This is a genomic window from Methanobrevibacter cuticularis, from assembly GCF_001639285.1.
GTDB lineage: Archaea > Methanobacteriota > Methanobacteria > Methanobacteriales > Methanobacteriaceae > Methanobaculum > Methanobaculum cuticulare.
On the sequence record NZ_LWMW01000108.1, the window covers coordinates 1 to 24,898 of the forward strand.

Annotated in this window: 18 protein-coding genes; 13 read left to right on the forward strand and 5 right to left on the reverse strand. The window is 27.0% G+C overall.

Annotation, left to right across the window (positions count from 1 at the left end):
* Positions 1-431: 431 nt before the first annotated feature.
* The 9 genes from MBCUT_RS06305 to MBCUT_RS06345 all read left to right on the forward strand — a co-directional run bounded on the left by MBCUT_RS06305 (position 432) and on the right by MBCUT_RS06345 (position 12,650).
* Positions 432-3,101: a beta strand repeat-containing protein gene (locus MBCUT_RS06305; protein WP_067259839.1), complete on the forward strand. Its 2,670-nt coding sequence runs from the start codon at positions 432-434 to the stop codon at positions 3,099-3,101.
* 226 nt (positions 3,102-3,327) lie between these two features.
* A complete protein-coding gene (locus MBCUT_RS06310; protein WP_067259840.1) occupies positions 3,328-3,516 on the forward strand; it encodes a hypothetical protein in 189 nt (62 codons plus the stop codon).
* A gap of 219 nt (positions 3,517-3,735) precedes the next feature.
* Positions 3,736-4,434, forward strand: a complete 699-nt coding sequence (locus tag MBCUT_RS06315; protein ID WP_211263782.1) for a TIGR00297 family protein — start codon at positions 3,736-3,738, stop codon at positions 4,432-4,434.
* A gap of 505 nt (positions 4,435-4,939) precedes the next feature.
* The gene (locus MBCUT_RS06320; RefSeq protein WP_067259841.1) at positions 4,940-6,178 is read left to right on the forward strand and encodes a 2,3-bisphosphoglycerate-independent phosphoglycerate mutase; all 1,239 of its coding nucleotides are present in this window, start codon (positions 4,940-4,942) and stop codon (positions 6,176-6,178) included.
* A 352-nt stretch (positions 6,179-6,530) separates the two neighbouring features.
* A complete protein-coding gene (gene glmM, locus MBCUT_RS06325; protein WP_067259842.1) occupies positions 6,531-7,886 on the forward strand; it encodes a phosphoglucosamine mutase in 1,356 nt (451 codons plus the stop codon).
* Positions 7,887-7,993: 107 nt separating this feature from the next.
* Positions 7,994-9,277 (forward strand): bifunctional sugar-1-phosphate nucleotidylyltransferase/acetyltransferase, encoded by a 1,284-nt coding sequence (glmU, locus tag MBCUT_RS06330; RefSeq protein WP_084270746.1) that lies wholly within the window; start codon positions 7,994-7,996, stop codon positions 9,275-9,277.
* Between the two features lie 340 nt (positions 9,278-9,617).
* Positions 9,618-10,088 carry a gamma carbonic anhydrase family protein gene (locus MBCUT_RS06335; protein ID WP_067259844.1) on the forward strand — a complete coding sequence of 157 codons (471 nt, stop codon included), beginning with the start codon at positions 9,618-9,620 and terminating at the stop codon, positions 10,086-10,088.
* Between the two features lie 368 nt (positions 10,089-10,456).
* Positions 10,457-11,554, forward strand: a complete 1,098-nt coding sequence (hisC, locus tag MBCUT_RS06340) for a histidinol-phosphate transaminase (protein ID WP_067259845.1) — start codon at positions 10,457-10,459, stop codon at positions 11,552-11,554.
* A 397-nt stretch (positions 11,555-11,951) separates the two neighbouring features.
* On the forward strand, positions 11,952-12,650 hold the full coding sequence (locus MBCUT_RS06345) for an anaerobic ribonucleoside-triphosphate reductase activating protein (protein WP_067259846.1): 699 nt from the start codon (positions 11,952-11,954) through the stop codon (positions 12,648-12,650).
* Positions 12,651-13,303: 653 nt separating this feature from the next.
* Here the strand turns inward: MBCUT_RS06345 and MBCUT_RS06350 are convergent.
* Both MBCUT_RS06350 and MBCUT_RS06355 read right to left on the reverse strand, forming a co-directional pair.
* Positions 13,304-13,582, reverse strand: a complete 279-nt coding sequence (locus tag MBCUT_RS06350; protein WP_067259847.1) for an STAS-like domain-containing protein — start codon at positions 13,580-13,582, stop codon at positions 13,304-13,306.
* Positions 13,583-13,624: 42 nt separating this feature from the next.
* A complete protein-coding gene (locus MBCUT_RS06355) occupies positions 13,625-14,443 on the reverse strand; it encodes a hypothetical protein (protein WP_067259848.1) in 819 nt (272 codons plus the stop codon).
* Between the two features lie 704 nt (positions 14,444-15,147).
* Between MBCUT_RS06355 and MBCUT_RS06360 the strand changes: the two genes are divergently transcribed.
* From MBCUT_RS06360 to MBCUT_RS06370, 3 genes are all read left to right on the forward strand, one after another.
* The gene (locus MBCUT_RS06360; protein ID WP_067259849.1) at positions 15,148-15,591 is read left to right on the forward strand and encodes a zinc ribbon domain-containing protein; all 444 of its coding nucleotides are present in this window, start codon (positions 15,148-15,150) and stop codon (positions 15,589-15,591) included.
* 30 nt (positions 15,592-15,621) lie between these two features.
* Positions 15,622-16,692: a M48 family metalloprotease gene (locus MBCUT_RS06365; protein WP_245634961.1), complete on the forward strand. Its 1,071-nt coding sequence runs from the start codon at positions 15,622-15,624 to the stop codon at positions 16,690-16,692.
* 737 nt (positions 16,693-17,429) lie between these two features.
* A complete protein-coding gene (locus MBCUT_RS06370; RefSeq protein WP_067259850.1) occupies positions 17,430-18,578 on the forward strand; it encodes a tetratricopeptide repeat protein in 1,149 nt (382 codons plus the stop codon).
* Between the two features lie 384 nt (positions 18,579-18,962).
* Here the strand turns inward: MBCUT_RS06370 and glmM (MBCUT_RS06375) are convergent, their stop codons facing one another.
* The 3 genes from glmM (MBCUT_RS06375) to MBCUT_RS06385 all read right to left on the reverse strand — a co-directional run bounded on the left by glmM (MBCUT_RS06375) (position 18,963) and on the right by MBCUT_RS06385 (position 23,316).
* Complete coding sequence (glmM, locus tag MBCUT_RS06375) at positions 18,963-20,330, reverse strand: phosphoglucosamine mutase (RefSeq protein ID WP_067259851.1); 1,368 nt, start codon at positions 20,328-20,330, stop codon at positions 18,963-18,965.
* A 444-nt stretch (positions 20,331-20,774) separates the two neighbouring features.
* Positions 20,775-21,173: an OB-fold nucleic acid binding domain-containing protein gene (locus MBCUT_RS06380; protein ID WP_067259852.1), complete on the reverse strand. Its 399-nt coding sequence runs from the start codon at positions 21,171-21,173 to the stop codon at positions 20,775-20,777.
* Between the two features lie 493 nt (positions 21,174-21,666).
* The gene (locus MBCUT_RS06385) at positions 21,667-23,316 is read right to left on the reverse strand and encodes an ATP-dependent DNA ligase (protein WP_067259853.1); all 1,650 of its coding nucleotides are present in this window, start codon (positions 23,314-23,316) and stop codon (positions 21,667-21,669) included.
* Positions 23,317-23,755: 439 nt separating this feature from the next.
* Here MBCUT_RS06385 and MBCUT_RS06390 point away from each other — a divergent pair, with 439 nt between their 5' ends.
* Complete coding sequence (locus tag MBCUT_RS06390) at positions 23,756-24,634, forward strand: glycosyltransferase family 2 protein (RefSeq protein WP_281177953.1); 879 nt, start codon at positions 23,756-23,758, stop codon at positions 24,632-24,634.
* Positions 24,635-24,898 lie beyond the last annotated feature (264 nt).

Consider the following 24,898-nt stretch of genomic DNA (forward strand, 5'->3'; position numbering starts at 1 on the left):
AGTTTCTTCTTGTTTTGGTATTGAAGTGTGTAGAAGTGATATCTTTATATATGGGTAATTACTATAACTATGTTTGTCCAGTAATTAAAAGTTAATAGTTTAATAGGATACTAACTGTTCTTTAGATGACTAACAAGTTTTTTTTTATTTATTGTTAATGATATAGTTAGTAGAATGATTGTTAAACATTTTTTAGTTTTTAAATAATAGCTGGCAGTACATGAATTATATATTTAAATAAAAAATATGGTTGATATATTCTATGTATATTATAAAATAAGAGTATAGAATCAACATATTTTATGTTTTTTCACGATTCATAATCATAATGGAGTGTTGATTATTCTAAAATCATTATAGAAAACTGATTACTCTATCATAATGGGTCGTGAATAACTAATTTAATTAAATAAAAATATTAGAGGTGAATAATGTATAAAAATGAATTTAAGAAATTGTCGACTTTTTTGATAATTTCTGTAATAATAGCTATGGGTGCTTTTTGTTTAATTGGCACAGCAAACGCAGCAGACGTTACTATTAGTAACACTACTGGTAATATACGAGATGCATCAATCGGCAATGGTAGCTTTAATGCTGGTGATACGCTGTACTTAGAAGATGGTGTATACTCAGGAACAGGTAATAAAGCTATAACAGTCAACAAAAATATGACAATAGCTGCCGTGAACAAAGGTGGGGCAATAATCGACATGGGAAATAATGCACGAGCATTCGCAATAAACACAGGAATCAACCTAACACTGATAAACATAACCTTCATAAACGGAAACAACACAGGTGAAAATGGTGGTGTAATCTTATCAACTGGAACTAACATCACATTAACCATAACTGATTGTACATTCGAAAACAACACAGCAGGTAATGAGGGTGGAGCTATTTATATATATGGAAATGGTGCCAACACTACTATCAAAAATTCAGTATTCAAAGACAACAAAGCAAGAAGTCAATATGGTGCTGTAATTCTAGCTGGATCTAATAGTACTCGTTTGATTGATAATTGTACTTTTGAAAACAACACAGCTTCTCAATATAGTTCTGTATATATGGGTGGAGCTGGCTCTAATAATATTGTCAAAAATTCAGTATTCAAAAACACTGCAAGTGGTCAATATACTTCTGTAAATATAGATGGAGCTAATAGTACTAATTTGGTTGATAATTGTACTTTTGAAAACAATACTGCAAGTTCTCAGTATGGTGCTGTTTATATGTACGGAGTTGGTTCTAATAATACTTTAAAAAATTCAGTATTCAAAGACAACAAAGCAAATAGTCAATATGGTGTTGGACTTCTAGGTGGAGCTAATAGTACTAATTTGGTTGATAATTGTACTTTTGAAAACAATACTGCAATTAATTATGGTGCGTTAGCTATAACAGGTTCCAATAATACTTTAAAAAATTCAGTATTCAAAGACAACAAAGCAAGAAGTGAGTATGGCGCTGTAGCTATAGGTGGAACTAATAGTACTAATTTAGTTGATAATTGTACTTTCGTGGATAATTCTGCTCTAAATACCGGTGCTTTAGGTATTATTGCTATTGCTAATGATAATACTGTTCGTGATTCTGTGTTTGAAAATAATACTGCAGATAATTATGGTGCTATTCTTGTTGGTGGTACTGGTAGTAATTCTGTTTTGGATAATGTTACTGTAGTTAATAATTCTGCTGGTATTAATGGTGGTGGAATAGGATTTACTGGTGATAATAATGTGCTTACTATTAAAGATAGTATTATAAGTGATAATACTGCTGTTAGAGAAGGTGGGGCATTATATTCTACTGGTGAAAATAAGACTATCAATATAGAAGATAGTACTTTGGCGAATAATGGTGCTAAGACTGGTGGAGCATTAGATATTAATGGCGAAGAAGGTAAAGTCAATATAGATAATTCATTGTTTGAAAATAACTCTGCTACCTCTAATGGTGGAGCAATAGATATCAATGGCGAATCCCATGAGACTAATATTAACAACTCTACATTCAATAATAACTCTGCTAAAAACGGTGGAGCAATCAACAGCAATGGTGATGATAATAATTTAGCAATTAATATCACTGATTTCAACAATAATAACGCCACAAATAAAGGTGGGGCAATCAACAATAATGGTGATAATAATGTTATTGTTTTGGATAATTCAACAGCAAATAACAACACTGCATCAAAAGGTGGAGCGATCAGTAGTACTGGTGATGAAAATGCAATAGCTATAGATAACAGTGAATTATCAGGTAATAAAGATGGAATATTAAGCAGTGAAGGCGATGATAACAAAATCACAGTCGACAATTCCACTATAACCAACAACACAGCAAAAGACGGATTAATCACCAATGAAGGCAATAACAACAATGTAACTATCAACAATACCAATGCAACCAATAACACCGGTGATATCGTCTATAACACAGGCAATAATAACACTGAATCAGAGAACAACAGTAATATAACCGTCGATGTAACTTATGAAACTAACACCGATTTATCTGTTGTTTCAGGTAATGGACAAATCACAATAATAGCAACACTAACAAACAAAATCACTGGAGAAAAATTAACAGGTGAAAAAGTTTATTTCTATGTTAACGGTAAACAAGTAGGCTCAGCAACAACCGATAAATACGGCGAAGCAAGATTCATTTACAAAGTACCAAAAACAGCTAACTACAATGTATATGCAAAAACCCAACAAACAACAATAACCAATTCAACTGGAAAATACTTATTCAAAGAATCAACAACTGTAACAAAATCCTTAAATGTTAATAAAGCATTAACTCCAGCAAAAATAAGAGTAGCTAAAGTTCAAGGAAAGACTGTTAATAAAAAGTCTTACAAAATTTACTATAGACTTTACACAATCAAGAACTACGGCGATTTAACAGGATCAAGACAATTCAAAAAATACTTCAAAGCACAACTAAAAAGTGCTGCTAAAAAAGGTCTAGTCTACTTCAACTACAACAAAAAAACTAAACTACTAAAAACATTCGTCAAAAACCTAAAAGCCGGACAAATCGTAAAAGTCAAACTAAAATTCTACAAACCAACAAGAAGATAAAAAAAATAATTTCACTCTAACGGAATCAATTATCCAAAATCTACAAATACAGCATTTAATGCTAAAAAAGTGAAACTTTCACAGGATATGATGGTTAAAGAGAATCATGATGATTCTGTTGATGTGATTGTCATTATGAGTGATGAAAATGATAATCCTAGTACTAAACTATAAAATTAGTCTTGAATCAGATGGTAAACACATCGGATATACAAACACTAAATGAATGGTATTAGAAAATATAATACATGAAAAACTAAACTCACAAATGGCAAAACACACCATCACAGTTTCATCTGATGATTTAAACTATATTGTTAATCCAGTCTTAGTTGAATTTGAAACCCAAAACAACAATGACACTAATAATTTTAGTTTTTTAACCACATGGGATGTTGTTTCTAGAAAAGAATGATCAATTATTATTTTTTGGAAGAATTTATTTATTCATCTTCCATTTTTTTATTTTTACATTTTTGCTTCTGCATTATTAATTTTTTAATTTTATGGCATGATTTTTAGAAAGATCCTAAAGTTTTAATTTTTGACAATTTTTAAGTAAAGGGGTATTATTGAATATTTTTTAGGAAAGTTTATATAATTACTTTTCTATATATAATTATGTTGTGATGATATGGAAGAAGCTTTGGTGATAAATTGGGGATATGTTATTCTACTTTTTGTAGTTGGGGCTATTACATACCATAGAAAAGCCTTAGATTTACTAGGGTCACTATTCATGATTTTCATGGGTGTTATCATTGTTTTTTCTGCTGGTGTAAGTTGGCTACTTTTAATACTACTATTCTTAATCTTAAGCTTGATATCCACACGTTGGAAAAAGCAATATAAACATAGCTTAGGAATTTATGAAGGTCGAAGAACAGCTAAAAATGTTATTTCTAATGGTATTGTTGCTTTTATAATGGCTGCATTTGGAGGATATTATTTGCCCTTCGTAGGGGGTTTTATTGGAGCTGTTGCAACAGCTACTGCAGATACTATGGCAAGTGAAATTGGTGTAATACAAGAGCCACGATTGATATCTTCTATGAAAAAAGTTGCTCCAGGAACTGATGGTGCTATTTCTGTTTTAGGAACTGCTTTTGGTATAGTTGGAGCAGGATTAATAGGATTTGCTGCTTTTTTACTTGGTATTATACATGATCCTCTATTATCACTTAGAATAGCTGTAATTTCAGGGACAATTGGTTGTTTCATGGATAGTTTTTTAGGGGCTGTACTTGAACGCAGGGACTTTATAAATAATGAGCATGTTAATCTTTTAGCCACAGTTACTGGAGCTATAATTGGCATTCTTTCTACTATTTAGCTATTTTTTAATAAAACATCTGAATTTTTTACTATTAGCTATTTTTAATAGAATATAACTTTTTAATAAATGCTACCTTGCAATTAAGTATATATTTCATATTCTTTCAATAGCTAATATTTTTCTTTTAATAGTAAATTTTTAATATTAATTATAAAGGTTATTTTTATTGAGTAAGTTATTTTTAATATTAATTATAAAGGTTATTTTTATTGAGTAAGTTATTTTTAATATTAATTATAAAGGTTATTTTTATTGAGTATAAGTTATTTTTAATATTAATTATAAAGGTTATTTTTATTGAGTATAAGTTATTTTTAATATATACAGAATTTATTTTTTAAAATAAGGTCTTATTGAATTTTCAATTTATGTGATAATTTTTTTAAAAATATATATGTGGTAATAAATAATATATTAAGTAAGATATTGATAGAGATAATCATTATTAATACTTATTGTCAATTTTTTATATCAAATTAACTTATAAATCATTGTGATTACTATGAAAGGTATAATTCTAATAATGGATGGACTAGGGGATCGTCCTTTAAAGAGTCTTGGGAATAAAACTCCATTACAAGCAGCTAAGACACCAAATATGGATAAAATGGCAGAACAAGGTATAAATGGATTGATGGATTCTATTAAACCAGGAATAATTCCAGGAAGTGATACTGCGCATATATCTATTCTTGGTTATGATCCTTATGAGGTTTATACTGGAAGAGGGCCTTTTGAAGCATCTGGTGTTGGTTTAGAAATTTTCCCTGGAGATATAGCTTTTAGATGCAATTTTTCAACTGCTGATGAGAATCAAATCATTACTGATCGTCGTGCTGGGAGAATAAGAGAAGGTACTAAAGATATAATTGATTCACTAAATCATATGGTTATTGAAGGATATGATGATGTGAAAATTATATTTAAAGAGTCAACAGGCCATAGAGCAGTTTTAGTTTTAAGAGGTAATGGACTATCTGATGCAGTATCTGATGCTGATCCTAAAAAAGAAGGTAATGCTCCTAAAAAAGTAGTTCCAACCGATGATTCTCCAGAAGCAAAAAAAACTGCAGATATTTTAAATAAACTCATAATAAAGTCTTATGAAATGATTAAAGATCACCCAATTAATAAAAAAAGAATAGAAAATAATCAACCTCCTGCCAATATCATCATACCAAGAGGAGCTGGTGCTGTACCTGAAGTTGAACCATTGAATGAAAAATATAATATTAAATCTGCATGTATCGCTGAAACAGGTCTTATCATGGGAATAGCTAGGTTTGCAGGTATGGATATTATTGAAGTGGACGGAGCTACTGGTGGAACTGATACTAATTTAGATAATATATCTGATACTATTGTTAATCATCTTAAAGGTGTGGACTACAATTTCTTTTTAATAAATATTGATGGTGCTGATGAAGCAGGACATGATGGAAATTCAAAAGAAAAAGTAGAATTCATAGAAAAAGTTGATGAAATAGTTATCAAAAAACTATTAGATATTGAAGATTGTTATATAATATTAACTGCAGATCATTCTACCCCTATCTCTGTAATGGATCATACTGCAGATCCTGTGCCAATGGTGATTAATGGTCCTGAAGTTAGGGTTGATTTTGTAAAACAATTTAGTGAAATTGAAGCCCACAAAGGTGGACTTTGTAGAATCCAAGGATCCAATGTAATGGATATTTTAATGGATTTAATGAACAACTCTACAAAATTTGGAGCTTAATTAGATCTTATTTAGAATTTAGTTAAAATTTAGCTAGAGCTTAATTAGATCTTATTTAGAACTTAGTTAAAATTTAGCTAGAGCTTAATTAGATCTTGCTTAGAATTTAGTTAAAATTTAGCTAGAGCTTAATTAAATCTTGTTTAGAATTTAGTTAAAATTTAGCTAGAGCTTAATTAGATCTTGTTTAGAATTTAGTTAAAATTTAGCTAGAGCTTAATTAGATCTTATTTAGAACTTAGTTAAAATTTAAATAAATCTAAATTCAGTAATAAATTTATCAATGTAAAATCATTATTAAAGTTTAATGGATCAATTAGGTTTGATATTTCGACTTTATTGGAGTTTAAATATGTCAAATGAGAATAAGAAACTTTTTGGAACTTCTGGAATTAGGGGAAAAGTAGAAGGGGAAGTTACAGCAGCTTTAGCTTTAAATGTTGGAAAAGCATTATCTACTTATTTAGGTGGAAAAGGAAATGTTGTTGTTGGATATGATACTAGGACAACCAATCTAATGCTTGAAAATGCAATATGCTCTGGTTTACTTGAATCTGGTTGTAATGTACTAAAACTTGGAATGGTCCCTACTCCTTTAGTTGGGTATGCAACAAATAAACTAAATGCAGACGCTGGAGTAATGATTACAGCTTCTCATAATCCTTCTGAGTACAATGGAATTAAACTTTGGAATAACAATGGAATGGCTTATACTCCATCTCAAGAAGAAAAAATTGAAATTATATTTCATTCAAAGAAATTCAATAATACTGGATGGGAAAATGTTGGGAATATTTATCATATTGAAGAAGTTATAGGAGATTATATTGATGAAATAATAGCTATTGTAGATATAAAATCAACATTAAAAGTAGTTGTAGATTCTGCTTCTGGAGCGGGTAGTGAACTATCTCCAATAATATTTAGAAAAGCCGGTTGTGATGTTATAACTTTAAACTCTCAATCTGATGGATTTTTCCCAGGAAGGAATCCAGAACCTAATGAAGCTAATTTAAAAAACTTGCAAAAAGTGGTCTTAGCTACAAATGCAGATATTGGAATAGCTCATGATGGTGATGCAGATAGAATGATTACTGTAGATGAAAAAGGAAGAGTAAGTGAATTTGACAAATTATTAGCCCTTATCTCAAAAAACTTTGGTGGAAAAATAATAACAACTGTTGATGCGGGATTATGTATTGATGATGCATTATCCAAGGTAGGTGGAGAAGTCGTAAGAACTAAAGTTGGAGATGTAAATGTAGCAGAAGCCATTATTGAAGAAAATGCTACTTTTGGAGGGGAACCTTCTGGGACTTGGATTCACCCTGATTTTTGTATGTGTCCTGATGGTATCCTTTCAGGCCTTAGAATAGCTGAAATAGTTTCAAAAGAGGGGGCATTGTCTAAACTATTAGATGAGATTCATGATTATCCCAATATCCGAGAAAAAATAATTTGCTCAAAGGAACTAAAGTTAAAAATAATGGGAAATATGGATCATCTTTTAAAAAATGCTTTTGATGATATAATTGATGTGAATACAATTGATGGGGTCAGATTAACTTTAAATGATGGCAGTTGGCTATTAATTAGGCCTTCTGGCACTGAAGATTATATTAGAATTACTTTAGAGGGAAAAACTCAAGAAAGAGCAGAATTTATAAGAGATACATGTGTTCAGATAATTACAGACAATTTAAATTGAATATCGATATCTTGATTTAACATAAAGTAGGAGAATCTTCATAACAGTATCATGATTAAATTTATCTAAATTTACTAGGGATTAGTACTAAATTAAATATGGGAGGAATTCTATTGAAAGCTATAATATTAAGTGCAGGTGAAGGAACAAGAATGAGGCCACTTACATTGACAAAACCAAAAACAATGCTTCCAGTAGCTGGAAAGCCTATTATTCAATACAATATAGAAGCATTAAAAGATAGTGGGATCACTGATATCCTTTTAATAGTTAAATATAAAGAAGAAATGGTTAAGGATTATTTCAAAGATGGAAATGACTTTGGAGTAAATATTAGCTATAAAACTCAAGAAGAATTAGTAGGGACAGCTAATGCTATTGGTTATGGTCAAGATTTTGTTGATGATACATTCATAGTTCTTAATGGGGATATAATTTTAGATAATGAACTCCTTACTGACATAATTAAAGAATATTCTAAATTCAAAGTAGATACTTTAATGGTTTTAACTGAGGTTGAAAATCCAAGTAACTTTGGTGTAGTAGAAATTGAAAATGATTTGATTAAAAACATAGTAGAAAAGCCAAAAAAAGGTGAGGCACCTAGTAATTTAGTCAACACAGGAATTTATATATTCAATAGAGATATTTTCAGCAAAATAGCTAAAACAAATAAATCTTCAAGAGGGGAATATGAAATTACTGATTCATTATCTATGCAAATTCAAGATAATAAAGTTGTTAGGGGATTTAAAACAGACAAAAAATGGATTGATGTTGGTAGGCCATGGGAATTAATTGAAATCAATGAGCTTCTTTTGAGTAGGATTAAGACTAATATAAAAGGTAAAATTGAAAATGGGGCACATATTCATGGAGAAATATTCTTAGATGAAGGGAGCATCATAAGGTCCGGAGTCTATATTGAAGGTTCAGTTTATATAGGTAAAAATTGTGATATTGGTCCTAATTGTTATATTAGGGGAAATAGCTATTTTGGTGATAATGTTAATGTAGGAAATGCTGTTGAAATTAAAAATTCTTTGATTATGGAAAATACTAATATTAATCATTTAAGTTATGTGGGGGATTCTGTAATCGGTTCAAACTGTAATATAGCTGCTGGAACGAATGTAGCTAATTTAAGATTTGATAATGATACTGTCAAAACCACAATAAAGAATCAAAAAATTGATAGTGGAAGGCGTAAATTTGGAACTATTCTTGGAGATTCTGTGCAAACTGGAATAAACTCAAGTTTCAGTCCAGGAGTGAAAGTAGGCCATAATTCTTCCATAGGATCAGATGTTTTACTTTATAATGATGTTGATCATAATAAAGTAGTTTTAGTGAAACAAAAACATATAATTTTCGATAAAGAGGAAAAATAAATTCATTATTTTACTTTAATTACTTTAGAATATTCATAAGCCATGAGATAGATTAAATTATAAAGAATTATAAAATGAATTCTTTAAAATATTAATTTGATGGATTATTCATGTTTTATTTAATTATTTCATCATTTAATTATATTTAATATTATAAATTATTATATAACTTATTTAATTTAATTATTTAAGGTGTTTAATATTATAAATTATTATATAACTTATTTAATTTAATTATTTAAGGTGTTTAATATTATAAACTATTACATAACTTATTTAATTTAATCATTCAAGATGTTTAATAGTATAAATTATTATATAACTTATTAAGGAGATTTTAATGAAAATTCACGAAACTGTAAAGATATTTCCAGGAGCTCATGTAATTGGAGATGTAAAAATTGATGAAAATTCTTCAATATGGTATAATGCTGTTTTAAGAGGAGATCATGGAGATATTAAAGTTGGTAAAAATTCTAATGTTCAAGATAATTGTGTTATCCATGCTCCTCCTGTAGGAACAACATTAATCGGTGATCATGTTTCTATTGGTCATGGAGCAATTGTTCATGGATGTGAAATAGGAGATAATGTTACTATTGGAATGAATGCAACTATTTTAAATAGGGCAAAAATTGGTAAGAATTCTCTTGTTGGTGCTGGAGCATTGGTAACAGAAGATAAAGAATTTCCAGAAGGAAGCTTAATTCTGGGACTTCCTGCCAAAGTTATTAGAGAATTAACTCCTGAAGAAATAGTGGAAAATAAAACTAACGCTGAAAAATATGTTGATTTAGCTAAAAAACATTAGTACTCATTACAAGAAAATCATTAAAATAAATTTAAAATTGATTACTTTGATTATTTTATCTAATTATTTTAATTTAAGTATATTTTTTATTAATTTATTTTAATTATTTAAGGATGTTTGTTAAGCAAGTTGTTTTGATTATTTAAGTATATTTGTTAAGCAAGTTGTTTTGATTATTTAAGTATATTTGTTAAACAGCTTATGTTAATTATTTAAGTATATTTTAAACCAGTATTTTAATTATTTAAGGATGTTTGTTTATTAATCTATTTTAATTTATTTATCCAGCTCATGGAATTGATTGTTTAATGTTCTAGAGTTGTAATAATGAATAAATTTAGATAATTATCTTTTTATGTAGGTATATTATGAAAATAAGAAAAGAAGTAATGGAATTGGATCCATATGTTCCAGGAAGATCACAGGATGAAATAGCTGAAGAGTTTAATTTGAAAAAGAAAGATATTATAAAATTAGGTTCTAATGAAAATCCATGGGGTCCATCAAAAAAAGCCATTGAAGCTATTAAAAGAGATTTAAATACTATAAATCGTTATCCTGAGTCTGATTTAACTGATTTGAAAGAAGAAATAGCTAAATATTCTGGAGTAACTAGTGATCAAGTTATTGTTGGTGGAGATGGGGCTGATGAGCTCATAGATGTTCTTGCAAAGGTTTTCATGAATCCCGAAGATGAATTTATTGTTCCCATTCCATCATATATGTATTATGAATTTTTATTTAAACCATATGGAGCAATTCCCATTTATGCTCAATGGGATTTAGATAGTAATACACTCGATATTGATTCTGTTTTGGATTCTATCACTGAAAAAACTAAAATGATATTTTTATGCAGTCCTAATAATCCTACAGGAGCTTTAATCCCACAAAAATATATTATAAAAATTTTAGAAACAACTGATGCTATTGTGGTGGTTGATGAAGCTTATTTTGAGTATTCTAGGGTCAATAATGTAAATTTAATTAATGATTATCCTAATGTTTTCATCATGAGAACAATGTCTAAAGTTCTTGGATTAGCTGGTATGAGAATTGGTTATGGTTTAGCTAATGCAGAAATGATAGAGTACATGCACAGAATAAAACCTGTTTTCTCCCTTACAAAGCTTTCATACATTGGAGCACTTAATACCTTCAAAGACAAGGAATATATTGAAGGATCTATTGAAAAGGGAATTAAAAGTAGAGATTTTTTATTTGAAGAGTTATGCAATATAAAGTCTTTAAATGTTCTTAAATCTTATTCTAACTATATTTTAATTGGTGTGAAAGAAACTGAGTTTACAGCATCATCTTTATCTAGAGAACTTTTAAAAAAAGGGGTCATTGTTAGAGATTGCACTTCTTTTAAAGGTTTAGATGAATATTGGATTAGGGTAAGTATTGGAACAATGGAAGAAAATAAAAAGTTTATAAGTATCATAAAGTCCATATTGCAGTGATTTAATTAAACCATAAATTTATCATTATTAAACACAAAAATCAAAATAATGATAGATTTTTTCATTAAGAAAATTATTAATAAGTTTATCAATATTAAACATCTTAAATATGATAGATTTTTTCATTAAGAAAATTATTAATAAGTTTATCAATATTAAACATCTTAAATATGATAGATTTTTTCATTAAGAAAATTATTAATAAGTTTATCAATATTAAACATCTTAAACGATTAAAGTAATAGGTTCTTGAATAATTTATCAAGATTAAATAAAAAATTAAAATAATAATAAATTTCTTTAATAATAAAGTTATTAGAAATAGAATTAATGATATTGGATTAATAAGGATCAATAAACATAATTAAAGATTATTAAGTAGGATTAAGTGGATTATATGGAAATAGGAGGAACGATTGTATCATCGTTAGAATATTCAGGAAAAATTTCTTTAGTTATATTCATGGCTAAATGCCCTTTAAGATGTCCTTACTGTCATAATGCTGAAATATTAGAAGGTGGGGATGAAACAACATTAAAAAAAATTTTTAAGATCATCGATGATTCTTTAGATTACATTGATGCCGTTGTAGTATCTGGTGGAGAACCTCTAGTACAGATAGATGACCTACTTGAGATATTAAAATATTCTAAATCATTAGGGCTTAAAACTAAAGTTGATACTAGTGCTTGTTATCCTCAAAGATTGAATAAAATTTTAAAATATATTGATTATTTAGCTATTGATATCAAAGCTCCTTTTGATAGATATGAAGAAGTAATTGGTGCAGCTATTGGAAAAAAAGTCAAAAAATCTATGGAAATAGCTAATCAAGATTCCAATACATTTTTAGAGTGTAGAACTACATATGTACCAGGATTATTGGATCATGAGGATATTAAGCAGATATCTCATGAAATTAAATGTGATTTATACACATTGCAACAATTTAGAAATAAAAATGTTTTAGACGAATCATTGGAAAATGTTGAAACTCCTAATCCTTTAGAACTTAAAACATTAGCTAATGAAATAAAACAGTTTTTAAGTCAAGTTAAGGTCAAAACTGCAGAATTTGGAGAAGAATCTATTTAGATTCGTGTATATTTACATAAAATATAAATATTATTAAAAAAATACATATGATATATGAATGTTTTAGAAGATAATAGAATCATTTCAACAATCACTCGAAAAAACTTATCAGAGGGTCGAATTAAAAGTTATAAAATTGTTTTCAATAAAGATTTATGATTTATTCAATAAAACACCATCTGATCTAATTGAAGAAGGTATGGAAGATCAATTACCAGACTGGGAAAAAATCTTTTCTTGCAATGGAAGATATAAGAATATCCTATTATTTCGAAAGATATTATCATTATTTAAAAAGTATTAATAAAAATAATAATGGTACAATAAAAAATAAGATAATGTATTAAGAACTTTTTACAGAGAATTTGAAATAGACTTACCTAAATCAACAGTACTTACAAGTAACAATTATAGGGTTAGAACAAATGAATTACCAACATGGGACGATGTTAAAGAAGATTTAGAAGTAGTTGAAAGCTTAAAAATGAAAACAATAATATTTTTTCGCAACATCTGGGTTACTTATGTGAAAAAATTCTTTATCAATTCTTAATCTTTTATTGATAGTTATAAAAAAATGGATCTAAATATTATTATATCTAAATATTATTATAATTAATTAATAAAAAAGGTATTAAGTAATGTTTAAAAAATTATAAATTAGTTAAGTGTTTTTTATAATCATTACAAACAACATCATACATACTTTTAACAAATTTGGACATGTTTGTTTCTTCTATTTTATTTTTTCTTTGAGTTTTTTGATAAATGTATTCTTGAGCAAAAGATCTGCTCATAAACTCAACATTATCAAAATCTATAATTATCGTTGGTACATCATTGTCTAAATTTTTAAAAAAAGATTCTGCAGATTCTCTCATACCTAATTTTTTATAAATCTCTTTTTCTATTTTAATTTCTTTAACTTTCATGATGTCACCTCTTTTAAGTTACTATCCTATTATTTTTATTTTTTATAATATATAATTTGCTATATTTTGAATTTCTTTGTGAGAGGTATAATTATGAATTTCATTACCTAATACTTTTTCATTTATTCTTAAAGAAACTATTGTCCCTTTGAAATAGTTATCATTAATTCCTAAGAATACTCCTTCAGGAGTAATGTGACATAGACCTTTACCAGACACGATTAACATTTCTCCTCCAAATCCTTCAGATATTATTCTATGTGAAGAATTTAAACCACTGCCTCGCATACGAAAATTATTAATATCACTACTTTTTCCATTTAAAGCAGCTATAATATAATCATTATCATTATCATAATAATTACCAGCACGTCTTAAGCTTTCAGGTATCGTTATCCCATCGTCTAAGAAGCAAATGTCAGTAAAATCAATGTTAGGATATTGTTGAGCGAATATATAAGCATTATTATATTTAGAATGCTCTGAAATATTGTTCATTATTTCAATAGCCAAATATTCAAATGATTGCTCTTCAACATAATTTTTTTTTAAAAGAGACCTAATATTTTCAAGTATATTAAATTTGTCTAAATCTGTTAAAACTTGAGGTAATGGTTTTATGGGTAGAGTAGTATTTTTATTTTTAATAGCTCTGAAAACTCCTCTTAAATAAGTCCTTGTATTAAAATTAGGATCATATTTTTCAATATTATATTCATTCATAAAATTGAAAGCAGGTAATAATGTTGTTGGTTTAATAAAATAGATATTTTTCAAATCTAAATAATCAAGAGTAAAATCATGATTATTTACAATTTTTTCATATATTTTAAAATCCTCATACAGTGACTTTATTTCCATATCTAATAATGATATTTCAAGTCATATAAATTTTTTTTAATAATAAGAGCCGTGGTCAAAAGTTGTTTTTCAAGAGAAAAATTTCTTCATTTCATAAACAAATGAATTTAAGGCATTTTTGGGTTTAATGATTTAGACTTTTGTCCATGACTCAATAAAATTTATAAAATCTAATTCAATATCTGGTGTAAGCAAATAAAAAAATAATTAAATTTTATCTTAGATTTATTTTTTAACAATTATTTTTTGCAGCTGCATTTTTTATAAATCATTTATATTAATTTTAACTAGGCTGTTATTTTATTAAATTTAATTTATAATTAATAATAAAATTCATATTTTAACTTTTTTTCATTTTCAAAATTCACTTATTAATCTATTCTACGATTATTTATCTTTATTTTTTATTGTAACATGTTAATAATACTTTATAAAATTAATAAGATATTACTGAGGAATAAATTTATATATAACAAAATTTAAACAATTAAAATAATCAAAGAAAAATGGGAGAATCAAATAAGAAAATTTATAATGAAAAATAATAAAAAATAATAATTAGATAATATATGAGTTTCATTAATCATAAAATTATCATGGAAAAAAAGTAATGTTAAAACGAAATAGATAAATTTATAATAAAAAATAAGCAAAGAATAATATTAGGTGTCAAATATTTGCATCTAAGTATGGAGAGGTATATCATGAATTTTGAAACTGAGTTAATGTATCTAAAAGAAAGAATAGAAAAAGCAGAAAGTATCAATGACTTAGATTATCTAAGAAGAACAAATGAGAAAAAATATTGGTGGACAAGCATACTAATAACTGGATTATTTTATGGATTAAATGGTAAAGTAGGTAAAATGATCCTTGGATGGATTGTTGGTGCTATAACATTTGGGATTTATTCGCTATATCTAATATATACTAGTTATAAAGATCAAAAGGAATTCAATGATCAAATGGAATTTTACATTTTGAATAGGAAAAAAGAATTAGAAAAAATAAATAGCTCAAGCATTAATACTCCTATTTCAGATGAGGATAATAATTTAAATTTTTGCACATCTTGCGGAAATAAGTTAGAAAAAGGAGTAAAATTTTGTGAAAGCTGCGGAACAGAACTACTGATAAATGAAAATTAATAAATAAAAATTTTCAGTTTATAAATGAGGGTGCTTTGTATTAAAAAAAATGATAGAAGTAGTATCAATCCTTTTACAGGAAAAAAACATTTCGATATTTTAAATGATGATAAGTTTTTAAATCAATGTTATAATGAATATTACCAAATTACTAACCAACACGAATTGTTAGATGAACATACAGATGGGAAATTAGTAGCAAAAATTTCTTTAAATTTGATTAATGCTGTTGAAAATTATTTATTAGAAATTAATAGATCAGATTACACAAATAATTACTATGATTGGGAATTTCATTTAGTTTCAAATGATACACCAAATGCTTTCTGTATACCTGGAGGGAAAATTCTTGTCTATTCAGGAATATTATCAATTGCAAACAATGAAAAATCATTAGCGTTTATTTTAGCTCATGAAATGGCTCATGCATTACTAGACCATGGTAGAACTCAAGTAAGTGCACAAACTGCTAAAAATACTGCAACAACTACAGCAAGATTAGGTAGTATTGGTCTTGATTTGCTAGGTTTTAGTGAGATAGCTTCTGTTGTAAGAACTGCTACAAATGTATCTGATATTGGATCTGAATATTTTTTAATGAAACCGTGGGGTAGAAATCAAGAAATGGAAGCAGACAAATTAGGAATGATGATAGTTAAATTAGCAGGATATGATATTAGTGAAATACCTAATTTTTGGCAAAAAATGAGCGAAATTAATTCAAATAAACATGACTTTTTTTCAACTCATCCATCAGATAAAAAACGAATTGACCAAATGAATAAAATAGTCTTAGAACTTTCTAATCAAAAAATTTCCAATGGTTCCCCTATTTTATCAGAAAATCATAATCAAAAAAATTCAGGCATTATTTCAGCTTTATCAGAAGTATCTAATCAAAAAATTTCCAATAATATTCCAAGTTTTACTCAAATATCTAAAAATAATGTAAAAAACATGAATTTAAAAGCACAAAGTTTAATTAAGAATGATGTTGTTTCTAATAAAAATCCGAATTTTTGTGGAAATTGTGGAAATCCTTTATCAGCTAATGTTAAATTCTGTGGAAAGTGTGGAAATAAGATTAAAAATAATTTCTAGACAGAATTGATAAATTTAAAAAAGAGATTCTAAGAAGTAAATCATAGTCGAAAACCGATTTTTTGGCAATATTAATAAATTCCAAATAGCTTATTTTATTCTTTATATCGAAGATAAAGACATATTAGCTAAATAAAAAATATAATTATTACCAAAAATTTCGTGCTTGGCTATAGTATATAAAATTTTCATATTTTCTTTTTTATTTTAATTTTTAATGAAAATCACAAAAATGTATTACTAAAAACAACAAAAAATGTTGTGTTTTCACATAAACTAAACATGGAATCACACTATTATTTTAGTTAATACTAATATGTGATTCAATCATACTTAATATGATTTCTACAGAGCCAAATTTTTAATTAAGAAATACTATATTTTTAATAAAATTAATAATCACAAGATTTAATATGAAATTTTTAATTAGAGAAATACTATATTTAATTAATAATCACAAGATTTAATATGAAATTTTTTAATTAGAGAAATACTATATTTTTAATAAAATTAATAATCACAAGATTTAATATGAAATTTTTTTAATTAAGAAATACTATATTTTTAATAAAATTAATAATCACAAGATTTAATATGAAATTTTTTTAATTAAGAAATACTATATTTTCAATATAAAAAATCATATCTTTATATTGACTTAAGGTTAAATTATTTGATGTAGATAATTATTATCATTAAGAATTATTAATGGAATAGTTAATTTAGGAGGGAATGCCATGCCAATCATATCATTTGGGAGCCAAGATATAGGGTTAATCACTGGTAAAAAAACAATGACCATTAGAAAGTTATGGAAAAACCCTCTTAAAGTTGGTGATAGACTTCATTGTTATTGGAACTTAGTTTCTAAGGAAAAAAAGAAAATATTCGAAGCTAAAGTTACTGACGTTGATTTAATATCATTTAAAGAGCTAAAAAAGAATAATGAACTTGCTAAAGAAGAAGGATATACTGATGCTAATGACATGATTAAAGAATTTAAAAAAATGTATGTCCAAGACATAGAAGATGAAGATAAGTTTCAAATTATCCATTTTGAAAAGCTAAAAATTGAGGATTGGGAAGGAGAAAAGATTGATGAAAAGGCTATGGTGACCCAAAGAGCTGATATATTATTTGATAGTGGTAAATATGATAAATCAGCTATGTGTTATACAGCAGCGTTAAAATTTGATCCAAAAGATGCTTATCTTCTAAATAAAAAAGGAGATAATCTAACTCGTTTAGGAAGATTCGATGAAGCTCTTGAATGTTATAATAATGCATTGGAAATAGAACCCAAAAATGAATATATTTGGAATAATAAAGCTATAGCTCTTTTAAATTATGGAAAAACAGAAGAAGCTTTACTAGCTAATGATAAAGCAGTTGAATCAAATCCTAAAAATCCAGTTGTTTTATATTGGAGAGGCTTCATTTTAGAAGTTTTAGGTAAGTTTGATGAAGCTTTATCTGTTTATGATAAATTGTTGGAAATTGATAATAAAAACCCTGAAGTTTGGAATGCACGGGGAAATTTACTTTCTGAAATGGAAGAACCAGAAGAAGCTTTAGAATCTTATGATAAGGCATTAGAGTTATGTTTTGATGAAGAAGATATTGATGCTGAAGCACAAAATAGAAAAGGCAATGCTCTTTTGGATCTTGGAAGATTCGCTGAAGCATTAGATTCTTATGATAAAGCTATTGAGATATCTAAAAATAATTTAGAAGACCCTAGCTATTTCATTCTTAATAAGGGAGTAGTTTTAATGGAATTAAACAGATTTCAAGAAGCTATGGAAGCATTTACTCAGGTATTAGCTATTGACCCTAAGAATGACGATGCTAGAGTTTTAAGAGATGAATGTTTAGAAAATTTATAGGTAAAACTAATTTCTTAGCTATATAATCGGATTTATTATTAAATTAGTTCTAATTAAAGTAATTATAAACTTATTTATTTATAAAAATAATAATTTAAGATTTTATTGTTTATTTTATTATTAAAGTAATTCTATAAACTTATTTATATTTTTGGACATTTGATTTAAAAATAATATTAAATTTTTAATCGTTAAAATTATTCTATTTAAATTATTCTATTTATAAAAATAATCGTTAAAAGTATTCTATTTATAAAAATAATCGTTAAAATTATTCTATTTAAATTATTCTATTTATAAAAATAATGATTAAAATGAATATTTAAAAATATTATAATTTTGAGAAGTTTTGTCCAATACTTTTATAAATATAAAAATAATAATTTATTTTTCATTTTTGTATTTTTCAATTAAAAATATTCCCCATTTGGCCATTTCAGTAGCTTTTTCTTGAGAATCAGATTCTGAAAAACATCGAAATATTGGTTCTGTTCCAGATGGACGTATTATTACCCAACCGTCTTCTTTGAATATTTTCACACCATCTGTGGTGTCAATATCGTATCCTAGAGTAGAAACTTCATCAGCTATTTTATCCATAACTTCTTGTTTTATGTTATCTGCACATTCTATTTTCATCTTTTCAGAATAATAAACAGGTAATTCAGCTACAAGTTCAGAGATTGGCCTTTTTTCTTTAGCCATTATTTCTAAAATTTTAGCTACAGTTAAGCCAGCATCCCTCCCATATACAAAATCTGGGAAAATAAGGCCTCCATTTTCTTCTCCACCAAAAAGACCGTTTTCCTCCATTAACTTTCTTGCAACCAAAAGATCTCCAACAGCTGTAGCTATTACTTTTCCATTATACTCATTTGCTATATCATAAATAGCTGAAGATGTAGCTACTGTTGTAACAATTAGGCCACCATTGTTTTCTTTTAGCATGTGTTTTTCAACTAAAGTGAATGTTTTATCTCCAAGAATGAAATTTCCTTTTTCATCGATGCAAATTGTTCTATCGGCATCTCCATCATGAGCTATTCCAATATCAGCACCAAGATCTTTTACAGTAGCTATTAAATCACCGAGATTAGCTTCAATTGGTTCAGGATCACGCCCAGGGAAGAATCCATCCGCTTGACAATTTAAGGTTATTACATCACATCCTAATTTTTGTAGGATATAAGGAGCAGTGAAACAACCAGCTCCAGAACCACAATCAAGAACAACTTTTAGTTTTGCATCTTTTATGGCTGTAACATCAACTCTAAATAACACTTCTTCTATGTATTCATCAATTATTTTATCATTAGTATATAAATTTCCAATATTTTCCCAAGATGCACGTTTTGGTTGACTATCAAAGTATAATTTCTCAATAGCTATATCATCTTCATCATTAATTCCAATCCCTTGAGAATCTACAAATTTTATTCCATTGTATTTTGGAGGGTTGTGGGAAGCTGTTACTATGATGCCGCCATCATAATATTTTCTAACTGCATATTGGACTGTAGGGGTTGGGAGAATTCCTAGATCTACAACTTCACACCCAGAGGATAACAGTCCTGCAATTATGGCATATTTTATCATAGGGGTGGTGGTTCTTGTATCTCCACCAATAGCTATTTTTCCCTGAATTAAAGTTCCATAACTCGCAGCTAGTCTTGAAGCAAACTCCGGAGTTAAAATGTCGTTAGCAGTTCTTCTCACACCAAATGTCCCGAATAATCTTTTATCAATGCTCATAAATTTCCTTCCCTTTATAAGATAAGTTTTTTTTACAATATAATATTATTAAAATTAGGACTAATTATTATTAAATTAGTTTCAATATTTATATTATTATTTGTTATGTTATAATAAATATATAATTATCAACAATTATTTTCAAGGATTAAAAATAATTAATTATAAATAAATAATTAATTATAAATAATTATCAACAATTATTTTCAATGATTAAAAATAATTAATTATAGATAATTATCAACAATTATTTTCAAGGATTAAAAATAATTAATTATAGATAATTATCAACAATTATTTTCAAGGATTAAAAATAATTAATTATAGATAATTATCAACAATTATTTTCAATGATTAAAAATAATTAATTTTCTAAGGAGAAAAATAATTATTTTTTTTAAAATCTTTCTATTGGTTAGTAATATATATTGAGATATCTAATTTTTAATTTTCGATCTTAATAGATTGGGAATTAGCTAATATTAATTCCATTTCACCATTATACTGTGTTAAAGTCCCAATGACTTTAACTCTTTTGTTTTTAAAGTTATTGATATCTGTCTCTTCTTCTTGAAATTCAACAACTGTAGATTCAAAAACAATAATGTTAATTCGCCCTGTTCCATCATTTAAAGTTAAAAAATAGCTCTTTCCACTTGATGATTCTTTAATCGAATCAATCACTCCCAAAATAGCTACTTCTTCATCTACTGATCCTTTGTCAATGTTTTCAATAGCTATTTCTTTTGGAGATATTCCTCCTGCAAAGATCAACATTCCTACTATTCCAATTAATGAAGTAATAAGAGCTACTTTAAATATTTTCTCATCTGTAATTTCCATTTACTACATCTCAAACTTCTTATCAATATCAATTAAAGTTCATTATTAACTTATATTAATTTATTTTGAAATTCATATATAAATATTACTCATTTTTAAAGATAGTATTATTATTGATCTTTATTATTGATTTTAAAATTGTAAATATAGTTGATATTATAAAATTTAGTTGAAAATAGAAATATTATTTGAATAAGTATTATTGATGTTTATTTTTGATTTTAAAATTGTAAATATAGTTGATATTATAAAATTTAGTTGAAAATAGAAATATTATTTGAATAAGTAATAGTAAATGAAATTATATAATAATATTGAAATAAGATTAGGAAAATGAGTTATTTAAATAATTAAATGCATAATTAATTAATAGGTAGTTACTAGATTATCAATCACTAGATAATTAATTAGTAGATATTCAATAGATAATTATTATGGTGTAGTATTAAAGTACGATGAGAAAAACAATGATTTTAGCAGAATATCTATTATATTATTCTTTGTACATTGATTTTAGTCTTTCAACGGTGTCAATGTCGTTTATGCCTTTATCATTTCTAATTCTTTTAACAACAGGGAAACGTAAAGAGTACTTTGCTTCATATTCTGGGCTTTTAACTATTTCACTGTAAGCTATTTCTAAAATTATTTTAGGTTCTACTTCTATTTTGGTTCCTTTGTCCCTGATTTTATATTTTTGCATTAATTCTGTGAGAGTAGCTAATGTATCATCATCTAAACCAGTGGCTACATAAACTAATGTTTTTAATTGATCATCAGCATCTCTTAGGGCTACTAAATAAGAACCAATGAAATTTGCTCTTTTTCCAACACCATAAGTTCCACCTACAACTACAACATCCAGTGTTTCAGGTTCTGCTTTAAATTTCAGCATCTTTTTGCCACGAATTCCTGGAATATATGGTTCATTTGGGTTTTTAATCATTATTCCTTCGTTACCCTCACCAATAGCTGTATTGAATAGATTTGTAGCATCTTCGAGATTACTCTCATCTACTTTGGTCATTTCACTAAGATGAATCTTTTCAGAAGTGGTTAATATACTCTCAAGTTTATTTCTTCTGAATGATAAGGGTTCATCAAGCATAGGTTCTTTGAAATAAAGAAGATCAAAAAGATATAGATTTAGAGGAGTATTTTCAATAGCTTTTTCAATGTTATATTTTCTTCTAACACGTTGAAGTATATTTTGGAATGAAATTGGCTTATTATCTTTTGTAGCAATCATTTCTCCTTCGGCTATGAAATCTTCATCAGGAAATGCTTTTTGGATGTAACGATCCATTTCAGGAATAGCTAATGTAATATCATCTAATCTTCTGGTGAAAATTTTGAGCTCTTCTCCTTTTTTGTGGATTTGGACACGGATTCCATCATATTTTACTTCACAAATAGCTCCTCCCATTTCAAGTATGCTGCTGTTTATTCCATCAGCTAATTGGGCAAGCATCGGTTTTACTGGTCTTCCTGGAGTAAGTGAAAGCTTTTTTAATCCATCTTCTCCTTCATTTTTTGCCACTTCAGCTATTAATCCTAAATCATTAGTTAGCATATGTGCTCTTTCAGTAACAGGTTTGTCAATATTAAATGCATTTGAAATACCATCTCTGACTATTCCTTCTCCAACCCCAATTCTAAGTTCTTCAATAATGGTTCTTGAAATATATTTAGCTTCTGTAGCTGTTGCTGATGATAATAGCTCTAAAACAATAGCTATTTTCCGTGATGTTGATCTACTTCCTGATATTTTAGTTAATTTTCTTAAATTATTAAATACAAAATCAATGGTAAGTTGTTTTGAAAAGAAAGTTGTTTGAGATTTGCTTTCATATAGCTTTTCAGCAGCTGCTCCTATGTCCCCTTGTTCTCTTACTTGATCTTCTACACTACTTGTAGAAACTCCAACAACATCAGCTATTGCTTTCATTAGTAGCTTATCTCCAAGTCCTTGTTCTTCCTCACTCCAAGTAGGAAAAACGATTCCTAAAGACATTAACACAACTTTAGGGAGTGTTTCAGAATCAACTTTTGAGAAAAAATCAGCTAAAATGTCTGTTTTTTCTAATCTTTTTGTGGTTGCAGCTAATGCTTCATAAACATCTACAATTTCTTGATATTTCATTTTTTCATCTTTGAGGATTGATTTTTTAGGTGAATATTATTAAAGAATAACATTATTAAACTTCTATTTTAAAATTTTTATTTTTAACAATTTTAACTAAATTATTATTAATAGATTATTCTTATTAAGTTTGTCTTTTAAAATTTTTATATTTAACTAATTATATTTCAAATAAATAATTTTAAATTATTTTTATATACTATTACATTTATACTGTATAGTATTTATATTCTATTACAATTCTACTGTATAATATTTATATGCTATTAGATTTATTTTTTACTATATTCTAGAACATTATAATAATTGAATATTATACTTATAGAATATTATATCCACTAACTTTAAAATTGATTTATTAAAAATTAAAGTTTTTTGACAAATTTCTTCATTTAAATCTATCTTTTATAAAAATAGGAGTAAATAATTATCTAGAATCATCCTTTATAGAGAACTTTCAATATATTTAAAAAATATTGGAATGTTAGATCATGAAATAATCTTTATCGATGAGGGGTCTAATGATTTGAGTTTAGAGAAAATAAAAGAGCTTTCAAATAACGATTCTAAGGTTAATTTTGTATCTTTTTCAAGAAATTTTGGTAAAGAAGCTGCAATTTATGCTGGATTAGAAAATTCTACTGGAGATTATGTGGTATTGATGGATGCTGATCTTCAAGACCCTCCTTCACTATTGCCTGAAATGCTTGGTTATGTTTTATATGATGATTATGATTCAGTGGCTACAAAAAGAGTTTCAAGAAAAGGAGAAGCTAAAATTCGCTCATTTTGTGCCAATCAATTTTATAAAATAATAAACAAAATATCTAAGACAAATATCGTTAATGGTGCGAGAGATTATCGTTTAATGAGTAGACAAATGGTAAATTCTATTTTAGAATTGAGTGAATATAATCGTTTTTCTAAGGGGATTTTTTCATGGGTAGGGTATAAAACTAAATGGTTAGAGTATGATAATATTGAAAGAAAAGATGGAAAAAGTAGTTGGTCATTTTGGCAATTATTCAAATACTCATTAGAGGGGATTATTGCATTTTCCACTTCTCTTTTAGCTATATCAACACTTTCAGGCTTGTTGTTTTCATTAATATCATTTATAATGATTGTAGTGATTGTTTTCAGAACTTTAATTTATGGTGATTCTGTACCTGGTTGGCCTTCTATTATTTGTATAATCCTTCTTGTAGGTGGAATACAGTTATTCTCAATAGGAATATTAGGGGAATATTTATCTAAAACTTATCTTGAAACTAAGAAAAGACCTATCTATATTGTCAGTGAAAGCAATTTTGACTGAATACTACGCCCAAATAGATATGTACATCATCAAAAGCTTCTTTAAATTAAACTTTAGATAGGATATTCTTTAGATAGGGTATTAGTTAATCTTATTATTAGCTATTATCTTTATTCTCAAAGATTTAAAAAAAGAAGATTGATGGATTAGTTAGATTTATGCTCCTGCACCTTCTAATGCATCTAAATAAGCACAATCAAAAAAGAAAAAATATATCCTAATGATGAAATTATATATTAGTAAAATAATCATCTAAATGATTAA